This is a genomic window from Burkholderia sp. 22PA0106, from assembly GCF_047497155.1.
GTDB lineage: Bacteria > Pseudomonadota > Gammaproteobacteria > Burkholderiales > Burkholderiaceae > Burkholderia.
In genome coordinates this window covers 1,233,152-1,248,583 of the sequence record NZ_CP163162.1, presented here as the reverse complement: position 1 = coordinate 1,248,583, position 15,432 = coordinate 1,233,152, and the positions used below count along the sequence as shown (strand labels likewise).

General features: G+C 66.1%; 14 protein-coding genes. 5 read left to right on the top strand and 9 right to left on the bottom strand.

Annotated elements, in window-relative coordinates:
- Positions 1-42: 42 nt before the first annotated feature.
- The 6 genes from AB4850_RS05440 to AB4850_RS05415 all read right to left on the bottom strand — a co-directional run bounded on the left by AB4850_RS05440 (position 43) and on the right by AB4850_RS05415 (position 4,629).
- On the bottom strand, positions 43-315 hold the full coding sequence (locus AB4850_RS05440) for a succinate dehydrogenase assembly factor 2 (protein ID WP_414441579.1): 273 nt from the start codon (positions 313-315) through the stop codon (positions 43-45).
- An 11-nt stretch (positions 316-326) separates the two neighbouring features.
- Entirely contained in the window at positions 327-1,028 is a 702-nt protein-coding gene (locus AB4850_RS05435; RefSeq protein ID WP_414441578.1) for a succinate dehydrogenase iron-sulfur subunit, read from the bottom strand.
- Positions 1,029-1,049: 21 nt separating this feature from the next.
- On the bottom strand, positions 1,050-2,825 hold the full coding sequence (gene sdhA / locus AB4850_RS05430; protein ID WP_414441577.1) for a succinate dehydrogenase flavoprotein subunit: 1,776 nt from the start codon (positions 2,823-2,825) through the stop codon (positions 1,050-1,052).
- 3 nt (positions 2,826-2,828) lie between these two features.
- Complete coding sequence (sdhD, locus tag AB4850_RS05425; protein WP_206128919.1) at positions 2,829-3,197, bottom strand: succinate dehydrogenase, hydrophobic membrane anchor protein; 369 nt, start codon at positions 3,195-3,197, stop codon at positions 2,829-2,831.
- Between the two features lie 4 nt (positions 3,198-3,201).
- Positions 3,202-3,618: a succinate dehydrogenase, cytochrome b556 subunit gene (gene sdhC, locus AB4850_RS05420; protein WP_414441576.1), complete on the bottom strand. Its 417-nt coding sequence runs from the start codon at positions 3,616-3,618 to the stop codon at positions 3,202-3,204.
- Between the two features lie 192 nt (positions 3,619-3,810).
- Positions 3,811-4,629, bottom strand: a complete 819-nt coding sequence (locus AB4850_RS05415) for a GntR family transcriptional regulator (RefSeq protein ID WP_414441575.1) — start codon at positions 4,627-4,629, stop codon at positions 3,811-3,813.
- Between the two features lie 280 nt (positions 4,630-4,909).
- Between AB4850_RS05415 and AB4850_RS05410 the strand changes: the two genes are divergently transcribed.
- The 5 genes from AB4850_RS05410 to acnA all read left to right on the top strand — a co-directional run bounded on the left by AB4850_RS05410 (position 4,910) and on the right by acnA (position 11,281).
- On the top strand, positions 4,910-5,893 hold the full coding sequence (locus tag AB4850_RS05410) for a malate dehydrogenase (protein ID WP_414441574.1): 984 nt from the start codon (positions 4,910-4,912) through the stop codon (positions 5,891-5,893).
- Positions 5,894-6,083: 190 nt separating this feature from the next.
- On the top strand, positions 6,084-7,088 hold the full coding sequence (locus AB4850_RS05405) for an HpcH/HpaI aldolase/citrate lyase family protein (RefSeq protein WP_414441573.1): 1,005 nt from the start codon (positions 6,084-6,086) through the stop codon (positions 7,086-7,088).
- 265 nt (positions 7,089-7,353) lie between these two features.
- Positions 7,354-7,872, top strand: a complete 519-nt coding sequence (locus AB4850_RS05400; protein ID WP_414441572.1) for a hypothetical protein — start codon at positions 7,354-7,356, stop codon at positions 7,870-7,872.
- A gap of 58 nt (positions 7,873-7,930) precedes the next feature.
- A complete protein-coding gene (locus AB4850_RS05395; RefSeq protein ID WP_414441571.1) occupies positions 7,931-8,509 on the top strand; it encodes a hypothetical protein in 579 nt (192 codons plus the stop codon).
- 54 nt (positions 8,510-8,563) lie between these two features.
- Positions 8,564-11,281 carry an aconitate hydratase AcnA gene (gene acnA, locus AB4850_RS05390; RefSeq protein ID WP_414441570.1) on the top strand — a complete coding sequence of 906 codons (2,718 nt, stop codon included), beginning with the start codon at positions 8,564-8,566 and terminating at the stop codon, positions 11,279-11,281.
- Positions 11,282-11,553: 272 nt separating this feature from the next.
- On the opposite strand, the gene AB4850_RS05385 is transcribed toward acnA, so the two are convergent.
- The 3 genes from AB4850_RS05385 to AB4850_RS05375 form a co-directional block, all read right to left on the bottom strand.
- The gene (locus AB4850_RS05385) at positions 11,554-12,903 is read right to left on the bottom strand and encodes an MFS transporter (protein ID WP_414441970.1); all 1,350 of its coding nucleotides are present in this window, start codon (positions 12,901-12,903) and stop codon (positions 11,554-11,556) included.
- A 297-nt stretch (positions 12,904-13,200) separates the two neighbouring features.
- Complete coding sequence (locus tag AB4850_RS05380; RefSeq protein ID WP_414441569.1) at positions 13,201-14,223, bottom strand: lipase secretion chaperone; 1,023 nt, start codon at positions 14,221-14,223, stop codon at positions 13,201-13,203.
- On the bottom strand, positions 14,223-15,299 hold the full coding sequence (locus tag AB4850_RS05375; protein WP_414441568.1) for an alpha/beta hydrolase: 1,077 nt from the start codon (positions 15,297-15,299) through the stop codon (positions 14,223-14,225). Before AB4850_RS05375 ends, AB4850_RS05380 begins: the two co-directional genes overlap by 1 nt.
- Positions 15,300-15,432 lie beyond the last annotated feature (133 nt).

The window sequence follows — 15,432 nt, the reverse complement described above, 5'->3', positions numbered from 1 at the left end:
AATCGAAAGTAGAAACGGGATTCGATAACGGGCGCGGCGTTGTTACGCGCTGCGCAGCATCTCCAGCAGCCGGGAAACATCCGGGCCGGCAAGGTCGCCTTCTGGTTCCTTGCGCGCGAGCAACAAGTCCATCAGGTCGTTGTCGGATAGTTCGAGCAGGCGGGTCAACGCGCCCACATCGGTATCGGTGAGGTCATGCTCGTATCGGTTGAGAAAACGATCGAGAATCACATCGTTTTCCAACAGACCCCGCCGCGCACGCCAGCGAAGGCGCGCGCGACGGTGCGGGTCGGACTGGTGCGACGAATCAGTCATGTCGTATCAGGTCAGACCGTGCGGCGAACCATCAATTCCTTGATCTTGCCGATCGCCTTGGTCGGGTTCAGCCCCTTCGGGCAGACGTCGACGCAGTTCATGATCGTATGGCAACGGAACAGACGGTACGGATCTTCCAGGTTGTCGAGGCGCTCGGCAGTGGCTTCGTCACGGCTGTCCGCGATGAAGCGATACGCCTGCAGCAGGCCGGCCGGGCCGACGAACTTGTCCGGATTCCACCAGAAGCTCGGGCACGACGTGGAGCAGCTTGCGCACAGAATGCACTCGTACACGCCGTCGAGCTCTTCGCGCTCTTCCGGCGACTGCAGACGCTCCTTCTCGGGCGGCGGCGTGTCGTTGATCAGGAACGGCTTGATCGAGTGGTACTGGTTGAAGAAGTGCGTCATGTCGACGATCAGGTCGCGCACGACCGGCAGGCCAGGCAGCGGGCGCAGCACGATCTTCTGCGGCAGGTCGTTCAGGTTCGTCAGACACGCCAGACCGTTCTTGCCGTTGATGTTCATCGCGTCCGAACCGCACACGCCTTCGCGGCACGAGCGACGGAACGACAGCGTTTCGTCCAGTTCCTTCAGCTTGACCAGCGCGTCGAGCAGCATGCGTTCATGCGTGATCTCGACTTCGTACGTCTGCATGCGCGGCGCCGCGTCCTTGTCCGGATCGTAACGATAGAGTTCAAAAATGCGTTTTGCCATTTCAAATTCCTTGGAGTCGGCTTAGAACGTACGCGCCTTGGGCGGCACCGATTCGACCGTCAGCGGCTGCATGTGCACCGGCTTGTAGTCGAGGCGATCGCCTTCGCTGAACCACAGCGTATGACGCATCCAGTTGTCGTCGTCGCGATGCGGATAGTCGTCCTGCGCATGCGCGCCGCGGCTTTCCTTGCGTGCCTCGGCCGACACCATCGTGGCGCGTGCCACTTCGACGAGGTTCTCCACTTCGAGCGCTTCGACGCGCGCCGTGTTGAACACCTTCGACTTGTCCTTCAGGTGGATGTGCTTCGCACGCTCCGTGACCTGCTTGATGTCCTGCACGCCTTCGGCCAGCAGCGCCGAGGTGCGGAACACGCCGGCATGCTTCTGCATCGAACCGCGGATCTCGTTGGCGACGCTTTGCGCGTATTCGCCCGAGGTCGAGCTGTCGAGCTTCGCCAGACGCGACAACGCGAAATCGGCGGCATCCTTCGGCAGCGGCTTGTGCTCGCGCTGCTTCTTGACGTGTTCGACGATGTGGTTGCCGGCCGCACGGCCGAACACCACCAGGTCGAGCAGCGAGTTCGTGCCCAGGCGGTTCGCGCCGTGGACCGACACGCACGAGCATTCGCCGACCGCGTAGAAGCCGTTGACCGGATCTTCGTGGCCCTTCGAGGTGCCCACCACCTGACCGTGGATGTTGGTGGGGATGCCGCCCATCTGGTAATGGATGGTGGGCACGACCGGGATCGGTTCCTTGATGCAATCGACGTTCGCAAACTTCAGCGCGATTTCGCGGATCGACGGCAGACGCTTCAGGATCGTCTCGGCGCCGATGTGCGACAGATCAAGCAGCACGTGATCCTTGTTCGGACCCACGCCGCGGCCTTCCTTGATTTCCTGGTCCATCGAGCGCGACACGAAATCGCGCGGCGCCAGATCCTTCAGGGTGGGCGCGTAGCGCTCCATGAAGCGTTCGCCGTCCGAGTTGCGCAGAATGCCGCCCTCGCCGCGCACGCCTTCGGTAATCAGCACGCCGGCACCGGCCACACCCGTCGGGTGGAACTGCCAGAACTCCATGTCCTGCAGCGCGATGCCCGAACGCGCGGCCATGCCGAGGCCGTCGCCGGTGTTGATGAACGCGTTGGTGGAGGCTGCGAAGATCCGGCCCGCGCCGCCCGTGGCGAACAGCGTGGTCTTGCCTTCGAGGATGTAGACGTCGCCCGTTTCCATTTCGAGGGCCGTCACGCCGAGCACGTCGCCGTCAGCGTCGCGGATCAGGTCGAGCGCCATCCATTCGACGAAGAATTGGGTCTTCGCCGCGACGTTCTGCTGATACAGCGTGTGCAGCAGCGCGTGACCGGTACGGTCGGCGGCCGCGCAAGCGCGCTGGACGGGCTTCTCGCCGTAGTTGGCGGTGTGACCGCCGAACGGACGCTGATAGATCGTGCCATCGGCATTGCGGTCGAACGGCATGCCGAAGTGTTCGAGTTCGTAGACGGCGTTCGGGGCCTCACGGCACATGAACTCGATCGCGTCCTGGTCGCCGAGCCAGTCGGAACCCTTGATCGTGTCGTAGAAGTGGTAATGCCAGTTGTCTTCGCTCATGTTGCCGAGCGAAGCGCCGATCCCGCCTTGAGCGGCGACCGTGTGCGAACGCGTCGGGAACACCTTCGACAGCACGCAGACCGACAGGCCCGCACGCGCCAGTTGCAGCGATGCGCGCATCCCGGAGCCGCCCGCGCCGACGATGACCACGTCGAACTTGCGACGCGGCAGGGAAGTATTGATTGCAGCCATTCTTTACACTCTCCAGAGAATCTGCGCAGCGTAGCCTGCGCACGCGAGCAGCCAGACGATCGTCAGCGATTGCAGCAGCAGCCGCACGCCGACAGGCTTCACGTAATCCATCCAGATGTCGCGAATGCCGACCCAGGCGTGATAGAACAGCGCCAGCAGCGTCACGAACGTCGCGAGCTTCATCCATTGCGTCGCGAAGATCGATGCCCAGCCGTCATACGAAAAATCGCGTGCCGTAAAGAACCAGGCGAGCAGGATCACGGTATAGACCGCCATGATCACGCCGGTGATCCGTTGCGCGAGCCAATCGCGCAGGCCGTAGTGAGCGCCGACGACGAGGCGCTTCGAGCCGATTCGGTTGTTGCCTGACATTTTCTTAGAATGCTCCGAACAGTTTGAGCGCGACGATGGCGGTCAGGGCCAGCGAGACGACGAACACGATGATGGCCGTGCGCTTGCCGCTTTCCTTCGTGACGGCGTCGTGGTTGACGTCCATCAACAGGTGGCGAATGCCGGCGCAGAAATGATGGAGGAACGCCCAGGACAGCACGAGGACGATCAGCTTGACGAGGATATTCGAGAGGAAGGCCTTGAAAACATCGAAGCTGAGCTCAGATGTCAGACTCTTGTCGAAGAGGAACAGCAGGAAAGGAAGAGCTAGGAACAGCAATGCGCCGCTGACTCGATGGAAGATCGACAATTGCCCCGCGATCGGCAGGCGATAGTTGCGGGTGATGTCTCCGATGCCGATATTCCGGTATTCCGGCCTCGGTTTTCTTACTGCTTCAGTCATGCTAGACCCCTACGATGTAGTCACACTAATCCGCGATTTTAGCGCCTTTTTATGTCGCGCTGCAGCGAAAACCTGCTCAGGATACTTGCTCTGCAGCGAACAAAAGGCGGCCCAAAACGTGCTTCGCATGTGGGCGCGAGCCGTTTCTCACTTGCCTCTCGGCCGTTTCGACGACGGCCTCGATCAACCCGATCAACTCAGATCGTTCTGATAGTAATACCCGGTTGTGACATACCAACCTCGCCGTACCTCGACCGGGCGGTCTCCATAGGTATAGGACACGCGCTCGACCGACAGCAAAGGAAATCCGCCGGACACGCCCAGCAATTCGGCCACCGCCGGCTCCGCCGCCACCGCGCGCACCTTTTCGGTCGCGCGAATCATGCGGGTGCCGAACTCCGACTCGAACATCGCGTAGAGCGGCCCTTTATACTCGCTCAACCGTTCGAACGTCAGCCCTCGAAAGGTCGCACCGGACAACCAGATTTCGTCGAGCACCGTCGCCACGCCGTCGAACTCCAGCAGGCGGCGCACCTGGATCACCGGATCGGCCGGCTTCAGGTCCAGTTGGCGTGCGATCTCAGCGGGAGCGCGGGTGCGACGGCATTCCAGCAGGCGGCTCACGTGCGGATGTTCGACGCCGTCCTCGGCCAACAGCCGCAGGAAACGGAACTGCGCGCGCTCCTCGCTGTGCGTGGCCACGAACGTGCCCTTGCCCTGCCGGCGCACCAGCAGGTTGTCGGCCGCCAGTTCGTCGATAGCCTTGCGCACCGTGCCCTGACTCACCTTATAGCGAGCCGCCAGTTCGACCTCGCTGGGAATGATCTCGCCCGGCTTCCATTCGCCCGATTCCAGCCCCTGCGTGATCAATGCCTTGATCTGCTGGTATAACGGGCTGAACGTGGCCGATGGCACCGGTGACGACGCAGGCGCTGGCTCGCCGCCAGCCGTGGCCGGGCCGGGAGCGTTCGGGTTCGCCGCATTCGCCTGGTTGGATGTCATGGCGCGCATTTCAACACAAAGCCGAGTTTTTCGTCCACTCATTTCCCGCAATACATCTGTCTTATATAAGACATATGTTACCGTTTGACTTTGACCCACCTCCCTCCTACACTCCGGGGCGAGCCGGGGATCGCGGTTCGAAAGCGTTCGGGCCTTGTCCCAGGCCGGTTTCCGGCCACGGCGCGACGGCATCGCGAATCCTCCGCCCTGCTTCAACGCATTGCTACGCGTAACGCGCATAGAATGGCGTTCTGTTAGTTTCCTACGCTCATCGTCTCGGAGATTTCTCATGGCTAAGCCCGCAAAGCGCGTTGCCGTTACCGGCGCCGCAGGTCAAATCGCATACTCGCTACTGTTCCGCATCGCGAACGGCGACCTGCTCGGCAAGGATCAACCGGTCATCCTGCAACTGCTCGACCTCCCGCAAGCACAAGGCGCCGTCAAGGGCGTCGTGATGGAACTCGACGACTGCGCGTTCCCGCTGCTGTCGGGCGTCGTCATCACCGACGATCCCAAGGTTGCGTTCAAGGATGCCGACGTCGCGCTGCTGGTCGGTGCCCGTCCGCGTTCGAAGGGCATGGAGCGCAAGGACCTGCTGTCGGCCAACGCCGAGATCTTCACGGTCCAGGGCGCCGCGCTGAACGAAGTCGCCAGCCGCGACGTCAAGGTGCTGGTGGTCGGCAACCCGGCCAACACGAACGCCTACATCGCCATGAAGTCGGCGCCGGATCTGCCGAAGAAGAACTTCACGGCCATGCTGCGCCTGGATCACAACCGCGCGCTGTCGCAACTGGCCGCCAAGGCAGGCAAACCGGTCGCATCGATCGAAAAGCTGGCCGTGTGGGGCAACCACTCGCCGACGATGTATCCGGATTTCCGTTTCGCATCGGCCGAAGGCGAATCGCTGCTGAAGCTGATCAACGACGACGTTTGGAACCGCGACACGTTCATCCCGACGGTCGGCAAGCGCGGCGCGGCGATCATCGAAGCGCGCGGCCTGTCGTCGGCTGCGTCGGCCGCCAACGCAGCGATCGACCACGTCCGTGACTGGGTCCTCGGCACGAACGGCAAATGGGTCACGATGGGTATCCCGTCGGACGGCACGTACGGCATCCCCGAAGACATCATCTACGGCGTGCCGGTGACCTGCGAAAACGGCGAATACAAGCGCGTCGAAGGCCTCGAAATCGACGCGTTCTCGCGCGAGAAGATGGACGGCACGCTAGCCGAGCTGCTCGAAGAGCGCGACGGCGTCGCCCATCTGCTGAAGTAAGGCAGCCCGGCGCGCGCGGCCCCGCCCCTGGCGGCCCGCGCGCCACACCGGCCGGCGCCCTCCCCCGTGGGGTGCGCCGGCCGGCCGGTTTACCGCGATCCGCAACCGATCCGCACACGCTTTGCCCGCCAAGCAGAGCCTGTCCGAATCCGGTGCCTTTCCGATCCTCACGATCCGACGCGTAACGACGATGCCCGCACTGTCCCCCGCCGAAGTGCTGTACGAGGGCGCTTCGCCCCCCGCGATCCTGCCCTGCTGCGATCATTACGCGGGCAGCGAAAAGCTGATGCGCAAGTCGTTCGCGCTGCAGGCCGAACTGGGCCCCGTGTTCGACATCACGCTCGACTGCGAAGACGGCGCCGCGGTGGGCCGCGAAGCCGAGCACGCCGAGCTGGTCGCCGCAATGCTCGGCGACCCGGCCAACCGCCACGGTCGCGCCGGCGTCCGAATCCACGATTTCAGCCACCCGCACTGGCGCGACGATGTCCGCATCGTGCTGCGCGCCGCCCGCGCGCCGGCTTACATCACACTGCCCAAAGTCACCCACGCGGCCGATGTCGCCGAGGCCTGCGCCTTCATCGAAGGCACGCGCCGCGAGCTCGGCATCGCGCAGCCGATCCCGGCCGACGTCCTGATCGAAACCCACGGCGCGCTCGAACAGGTGGCCCGGATCGCCGCCCTGCCGAGCGTCTCCACGCTGAGCTTCGGGCTGATGGATTTCGTGTCCGCGCACCACGGCGCGATTCCCGACAGCGCGATGCGCGCGCCCGGCCAGTTCGACCATCCGCTCGTGCGACGCGCCAAGCTCGAAATCGCCGCCGCCGCCCACGCGCACGGCAAGACGCCTTCGCACAACGTCACCACCGAAATCCGCGACATGTCGGTAGTGGCCGACAACGCGCGCCGCGCCCGCGACGAATTCGGCTACACGCGCCAGTGGAGCATCCATCCCGCGCAGATCCCCGAGATCGTGGCCGCGTTCGCGCCGCGCGACGAGGCCATCGCGCTCGCCGCCGAGATCCTGCTGGCCGCAGCCGCTGCCGACTGGGGGCCGACGCGTCACCGCGACACGCTGCACGACCGCGCCAGCTACCGTTTTTACTGGTCGGTGCTGCGCCGCGCCCATGCGACGGGCCGCGCGCTGCCGGCCGAGATCGCGCGCTGGCTGCCGGCGCCGGCCGGGACGCAGGCATGAGCGATGCCTGCCGCGTCTGCCGGGCGCCGATCGCGTGCCACCCGCACCATCCGCACGATGTGCGTGCCGGCGGCGCAGCAGCCGGACGCGAGATATCGTTGCATTCGCAAAATCGAGACAAACGCCGTGAATTCCCTGCAAAACATCGCGCGAATTAGGAGAAAATAGCGGCCGCTGCGCACATCGGGCGTGCGGTATTCCCCCCTCGAAGAACGGGCCGGCCGCGCTCCCTCACTCACCGTATCCAGAAAAAGGCTTTGAGCACATGAACAAACTGTTGATCGCCACCGCCATCGGCGCCTTGTCCGCGACGCTGCTGACCGTTGCGCCGGAAGCCTCGGCACAATCGACCACCACGACCACGGCCAAGAAGGCCGTCGCCAAGCGTCCGGCGCCGAAGCGCCACCTGATCCCGCGCAGCAAGCGCGCGCGGGCTGCGGCAGCGGCGAAGGTCGATCCGGCACCGGAAGGCGCGGTCAAGTGGACCTGCAAGGACGGCCTCTCGTACGAACTGGCCGGCGACATGAAGCGCGACCAGATCGTCACGGTGCACTGGGCGAACAAGAACTACAAGCTGCCGCGTCAGGCCACCACCACGGGCGCCGACGTGTTCTACGATCCGGCCAGCGGCCTGAAGCTGGTGGTGATCCCGACCAAGGGCATGCTGTTCAGCGACAAGGAAGACACCCGCCTGGCCGACGAATGCGTGACCGCCGAGATGGCCTCGAACGGCTCGCCGGCACCGACGCAGTCGAACGAACTGGCGCCGAACGTCCAGAAGTAAGCCGCCAGGCACCCCGCAGCACCCCGACCAGACAGGCTCCCCCACGACAGGAAACCTGATGTCCGCCCCGCAAACGACTGCCCGGCCCACGCCGGGCGCGGTACGCGTCGAAGCCCTCGACGCCGTGCCGGGTTTCGAGATCGGCCGTGCGATCGCGCCGGAAACGGCGCACCACGGCCGGCTCGGCACATGCGATGGCGGCATGAATATCCTGTTGCGGCGGGCCTGCCCGCGCCGGCCACGGCTGCCCGGCAACCTGCCGGGCGCCGTGCCCCGCCCCGATTTCGATCCCGCACCGTACGACGGCAAGCCGTCCCGCCTCCGGTGCACGATCCGGCGCCACGCCATCGCGAGCGCCTCGTTCGGCGATCTCGCGCCCCGCCCCGTATTCCGTGAATGGCCCGCCGCACGCCGGGCCGACTCGCGTTGCGCGCGCTTCGGCGCGCAGCATGCGATGATCCACGGCTTGCCCGCCGCCGGCACGACGCGGCGGGCTTCCGTTTTCTCGCCGGACGCCGCCGCGGCCAGCCCGCGCAGCGGGTTCCGGCGAAACCGCGACAAGCGATTCTCGACGTGTCGCTGGACCCGGCCCGGCTCGCTGCCGTGCCGGTCAATGAATACGTCGACTTGTATGTGATCCAGCCTTCAGATACAGGACTTCTTTCCTCGCCTTCACCCCAGGAAAAACATCATGGCCCACAATCTCCACAAGACCCTCAAGGAATTCGACAGCGGTTCCGGCAAAGGCAAGTTCTATTCGCTGCCCCAACTCGGCAAGGAACTGAAGATCAAGATCGAACGCCTGCCGGTGTCGATCCGTCTCGTTCTCGAGTCGGTGCTGCGCAACTACGACGGCAAGAAGATCACCGAGGAACACATCGAGCAACTGGCGAACTGGAAGCCGACCGCCAAGCGCGTCGACGAAATCCCGTTCGTGGTGGCCCGCGTGGTGCTGCAGGATTTCACGGGCGTGCCGCTGCTCGCCGACATCGCGGCCATGCGCGGCGTCGCGCTGCGCGCCGGCCAGGATCCGAAGAAGATCGAACCGCTGGTCCCGGTCGATCTGGTCGTCGATCACTCGGTGCAAATCGATTATTTCCGCCAGAAAGACGCGCTCGATCTGAACATGAAGCTGGAATTCCAGCGCAATAACGAGCGCTACCAGTTCATGAAGTGGGGCATGCAGGCGTTCGACACGTTCGGCGTGGTGCCCCCGGGCATCGGCATCGTCCACCAGGTCAACCTCGAATACCTGGCGCGCGGCGTGCACAAGAAGTCCGAAGGCGCGGACACCGTGTACTACCCGGACACGCTGGTCGGCACCGACAGCCACACCACCATGATCAACGGCATCGGCGTGGTGGGCTGGGGCGTGGGCGGCATCGAGGCCGAAGCCGGCATGCTCGGCCAGCCGGTGTACTTCCTCACGCCGGACGTGGTCGGCGTCGAGCTGAAAGGCAAGCTGCGCGAAGGCGTGACGGCCACCGACCTGGTGCTGACGATCACCGAAATGCTGCGCAAGGAGAAGGTCGTCGGCAAGTTCGTCGAATTCTTCGGCGAAGGCACGGCCTCGCTGTCGCTGCCGGACCGCGCGACGATCGGCAACATGGCGCCCGAATACGGCGCGACCATGGGATTCTTCCCGGTCGACGAGAAAACCATCGACTACTTCGAAGGCACCGGCCGCACGAAGGCCGAAATCGACGCGTTCGAAAGCTACTTCAAGGCGCAGAAGCTGTTTGGCGTGCCGAAGGCCGGCGACATCGACTACTCCAAGTCGGTCACGCTCGACCTCGCCACCGTCGCCCCGTCGCTGGCCGGCCCGAAGCGCCCGCAGGACCGTATCGAGATCACCAACGTGAAATCCACGTTTACAGACCTGTTCTCGAAGCCGGTGGCGGAAAACGGCTTCAACAAGAAGGCCGACGACCTGACCAAGCAGTTCACCACGAGCAACGGCGTGGACGTGAAGAGCGGCGACATCCTGATCGCCGCGATCACCTCGTGCACCAACACCTCGAACCCGAGCGTGCTGCTGGCCGCCGGCCTGCTGGCCAAGAAGGCGGTAGAAGCCGGCCTGACGGTTGCGCCGCACATCAAGACTTCGCTGGCCCCGGGCTCGCGCATCGTCACCGAATACCTGACCAAGACGGGCCTGCTGCCCTACCTGTCGAAGCTCGGTTTCGAACTGGCCGCCTACGGCTGCACCACCTGTATCGGCAACGCGGGCGACCTGACGCCGGAACTGAACGAAGCGATCGTCAAGAACGATATCGTCGCGGCGGCCGTGCTGTCGGGCAACCGCAACTTCGAGGCGCGCATCCACCCGAACATCCGCGCCAACTTCCTGGCTTCGCCGCCGCTGGTGGTGGCCTACGCGATCGCCGGCAACATCACGCGCGACCTGATGACCGAGCCGGTCGGCAAGGGCAAGGGCGGCCGCGACATCTACCTCGGCGACATCTGGCCGAGCAGCGACGAAATCCACGCGCTGCTGAAGTACGCGCTCGATCCGAAGGCGTTCGAATCGAACTACTCGAAGCTGACCAAGAAGGGCGACCTCTGGAGCAAGATCGAGGGCGAAACGGGCCAGGTCTACAACTGGCCGAAATCGACCTACATCGCGGAGCCGCCGTTCTTCGGCAAGGATTTCTCGATGCAGCCGTCGGATTCGATCGCGCCGGTCAAGGGCGCGCGCGCGCTCGGCGTGTTCGGCGATTCGGTCACGACCGACCACATCAGCCCGGCAGGCTCGATCAAGGAAGATTCGCCGGCCGGCAAGTGGCTCAAGGAAAACGGCGTGCAGAAGGCCGATTTCAACAGCTACGGCTCGCGTCGCGGCAACCATGACGTGATGATGCGCGGCACGTTCGCGAACGTCCGGATCAAGAACCTGATGATCCCGGCGAAGGCCGATGGCTCGCGCGTCGAAGGCGGCCTGACGATCCATCAGCCGAGCGGCGAACAGCAGTACATCTACGACGCCGCGATGCAGTACATCGCCGACGGCGTGCAGACCGTGATTTTCGCGGGCGAGGAGTACGGCACGGGTTCGTCGCGCGACTGGGCCGCCAAGGGCACGCAACTGCTCGGCGTGAAGGCCGTGATCGCGCGCAGCTTCGAGCGCATCCACCGTTCGAACCTGGTCGGCATGGGCGTGCTGCCGCTGCAATTCAAGGGCACCGACAGCGTCCAGTCGCTCGGCATCACCGGCGAAGAAACGTACGACGTGGAAGGCCTCGGCGACGACTTCAAGCCGCAGCAGGACGTCACGCTCGCGATCCACTTCAAGAACGGCGAAACGAAGCGCGTGCAGGTGCTGCTGCGCGTCGACACGCCGATCGAAGTCGATTACTACAAGCACGGCGGGATTCTGCCGTTCGTGCTGCGCTCGCTGCTGGCGGCGTAAGCGCGGTTTTTGCAGGGGCCGCGCACCGGCAACGGTGCGTGGCCGATTCGAGCCCGGCTCCGGCCGGGCTTTTTTTATGTCTGCGTCAAGGGGTTGGGGGTTTGCCGGCGGGGGGTGCCGGTGGAACGGCAGGGTCGGAGGCGGCGTGTGCGCCGCGAGCGGGCGCACCAGGCGCGATGTCCGGAGTTGATCGCTCGACAACCGACAAGCCGTGCCGATCCCGCCCCTTCCCGCGCCCCGCGAGGCGGCGCGCGCGTTGCGTTACTTGCGCGTTACTTCCCGCCCCGCTCCGACGCCACGGCCTGCCCCGAGCGATGCGACGGCGCGAACAGCCGCATCCCGCTCGCCAGGCTGGCGGCGGCCGAAAAGCCCGCGCCGATGCCGAGCGCCAGCGTCGGGCCGTGGCGCGACGCGATGCCGAAGCACAGCGCGACGAGCGCCGCGCCGGTCGCCTGGCCGATCAGCCGCGCGGTGGCGACGATGCCGCTCGCGCCGCCGCTGCGCTCGGGCGGCGCGCTCGCCATCAGCGCCTTCAGGTTCGGCGACTGGAAGAAGCCGAAACCCGCGCCACACAGCGCCATGCGCCAGATGATGTCGCCGACCTGCGGATACGGCGGCAGCATCGCCAGCAGTGCCATGCCGAGCGCCAGCAGGGCCAGGCCGATCGCGCCGAGCAGGCCCGGCGGATAACGGTCCGACAGGCGGCCCGCGATCGGCGCGGACAGCGCCACCACGGCCGACCACGGCGTCATCAGGAAGCCGGTTTCGACCGCGCTGCGATGCAGGACATCCTCGAAATAGAACGGCAGCGACACGAACGCCAGCCCCTGCGCCGCGAACGAGCACACCGCCGTGACCGCCGACAGCGCGAACACCGGCCGCCGGAACAGGTCGACCGGCAGCATCGGCGACGGGTGGCCGTGCTCGCGCCGCATCAGCAGCCAGCCGAACAGCAGCGCGACGCCCGCCGCGATCAGGCTGATCGACACCGGCCCGCGCTGCGCCGTTTCGCCGAGCGCGAAGATCAGCGCCGAGAACGTCACGACGTTGAACAGCGCCGCGACGCGGTCGAACGTGTGGCCGCCGCGCGCGGTTTGCGGCAGCGACGGAATCGCCACCGCCAGCGCGAGCACGCCGAGCGGCACGTTGACCGCGAACAGCCAGGGCCAGTCCGCCACCGACAGGATCAGCGAGGCGATGGTCGGCCCGATCGCGAACGAGGTGCCAACGATCAGCGCATTGAGCCCGAGCCCGCTGCCGAGCCGCTTGGCCGGGTACAGATAACGGATCAGCGCCGTGTTGACGCTCATGATCGCCGCCGCGCCCAGGCCCTGCACGACGCGCGCGGCGGTCAGCATCGGCAGCGTCGACACCAGCGCGCAGGCCAGCGACGCGCAGGTGAACACGATCAGGCCGCCGATATAGATGCGCCGGTGGCCGACGATGTCGCCGAGCGCCGCGAGCGGCAGCAAGGTGGCCACCATCGCGAGCTGGTAGGCGTTGATGATCCACACCGAGGCGGCGGGCGCCGTGTGGAGGTCGGCGGCGATGGCCGGCAGCGCGGTGTTGGCGATCGCGGTGTCGAGCGTCGCGAGCGCGACCGCGAGCAACAGCGCGAGCATCGCGCGCCAATTGAACGCCGGCTCCGCGGAGCCGCCGGCGAGGAGGGTTTCGGACAAGGCTGGACTCGGTGGGACGAGCGATGCGCGACGCGCATCGCGAATGGAACGGTACGGCGGTACGCTGCCGCTCCCGCATTGTTGCAGAGCGGAGCGAATCGTGCAGGCCCGCGTGATGCGAGAAAGCTGACCGAAAGGCAAGGACCACGAAATGAATGCGGCCTTGCCGACAGCCGTCGCTCAGGAAGACGAATCGATATCATGCGAGCCGGCCGCCGGGCATGCGCCTCGCCAACAACGCTACCCGCCCCGTCCGCTCGCGCCCGGCGCGGCCCGATCGAGCGCAGCAGCGCGGATCGCATCGCCCGGCGCGGTGAACGTCTGCTGCCGCAATTGCGCGATCTGCGCGTCGCGATCCTGCGGGGCCTGCGCCTGCGCGGCGATCCGGTCGCGCTCGGCCGCATAGGCACGGTACTTCGCCTGCCATGCGTCATCGTCGCGCTGCAATTGCGCGACGCGCACGGCGGCCTCGGGGCCGAGCGTCTGCGCGATCTGCGCGCGCATCGCGTCGGGCGTCGCGCCCGATTGCTGCAAGGCCGCGATCGCCGTCACCGCGTCCTGCTGCGCCTGCAACGCGTCGCGCCGGGCGCGCTCGGCCGGCGTCAGTTGCGTATCGAGCGCGGCGAGCCGCGCCGCCTTCTGCGCGTCGTTCAACGACGGATCGCGTGCAACGCGAATGCGTTCGAGATCGAGCCGCTGGTGGCGCTGCTCGTCGCCGAAAAACGGCGCCGCCCACTCGCCGAGCGTGCGGTTCGCCAGGTCCGAACGCTGGTCGAGCGCCAACTGCATGGCCGCCGGATCGAGCTTGTCGCCGAGCACCGCGCCGCCGCCGGCCAAGCGTGCGAGGCCGTCGAAATAGGCGCGGTAGCGTTGCCAGACGTCGAGCGCGTCCGATTGCGCCGGGCTGCCGTCGAGTTGCGCCGCGATCTCGCGGCGCACCAGCGTGTCGAGCGCGGCCGGCGTGAGCTGGCTCTGTGCGCTCAGGCAGTAATCGAAGAAATCGCGCACGGCGCGCGTCCTCGCGAGCCGGCCGCCCGCGTCGAGCGGCAAGCGCGGCGCTTGCGAGCCGGCCAGCGCGCTCGGCAACGACGCGGCCAACGTGGCCGGTACGCCGGATGCGTCGGGCGGCGCGCCGGCAACGGCAGCCTGCGCACCCGCCCCGCCCGCCTGCTCTTGAGGCGCCGGCGGCACCAGCCAGAAAACGATCGCGCCGGACGCGGCCAGGCCGCAGGCCGCGTACAGCGCCAGGCGGGCCACGCCCATCAGATGCCCTGCAGCTTCAGACGGTTCACGTGCGTGCGGATCACCGCGACCGGGTCCTCGGCCTTCGCGCCGCGCACGCCGAGCAACTGGTTGATCTCGTCGAGATGGTTCCAGTGATAGCTGGTGCCGATCACCTGCCCGAACAGCGCGCTGCATCGCGAAACAAGGCCGTCGTTCTGACCCGAGCCGCGATTGATCATGACCGCGCCGGTGCCGAGCAACGCCAGCGTGGACGGGTCGGTCAGATTCGCCGAATCGATCAGGTTGACGCTGGTATCGCTCGCGCCCGTCACGCCGAGCACCGTGGCGGTCGGCTGGATCGCCGTGCCGCCCCACGAATACAACAGATGGGTGTTGCCGCCGACGGTTTCGGTCGACGCGCCCGTCTGGCACGAACCGGGTGCGCCCAGGCCCGCGCTCGGGAAGTTCCGGTTGTAGGTGGCGGTCTGCGCCGTGGTCAGCGTCTTCAGCGCGGCGAGCGCGTCCTGGTTCGTGTTGTGCGAACTGCTGATCAGCGCGCCGAACGCATTGACGAAGCCCGCGATCACCGTCGACGAGAGGCCGGTCGGGTCGGTCTTCAGCACGTCCTGCACGAAATCGGCGAATTCGGAGCCGCGATGCGGCGTGCCGATGGTCGTGACCGACGCCACCAGTTGCGGCGCGACGGCCGCGACATAGCGCGAGGTCAGCCCGCCCTGGCTGTGGCCGATCAAATTCACCTTGGTCGCGCCGGTGGCGGCCAGCACCTGCTTCACGTAGGCCAGCAGTTGCTCGCCGCGCCCGTTCGGGCCGTCGTCGCTCTGGAATCCCGACACGTTGGCCACGTACACCTGCGCGCCGTGCGATTGCAGATCGCTCTGGATTCCGTACCAATAATCGACGACGTTGGCGAACTTGTCGGTGCCGGACAGGCCGTGCACGAGGATCACCGGATAACGCGTCGCCGCGTAGGTATCGGCCGCCACGGCCGCCGGGGCCACGGCCATCGTCACCGCTGCCACGCCCGCCAGCGGCATCGCCGCCACGGCCCACGCCACTGCCCTCGCCACCAGCCTGGAACGCATCGATCTGCGCATGCTTGTCTCCATCGTTATGAGATGTATCGATGTGGATGCAACAAGTGCGGAGTGAAACACGGTGGGGCGCGGCTTGTCCGCACTCGGACGGCTGTTTGGAAGCGCGTCTCTACTCGATTGACGGGGGCGGTGC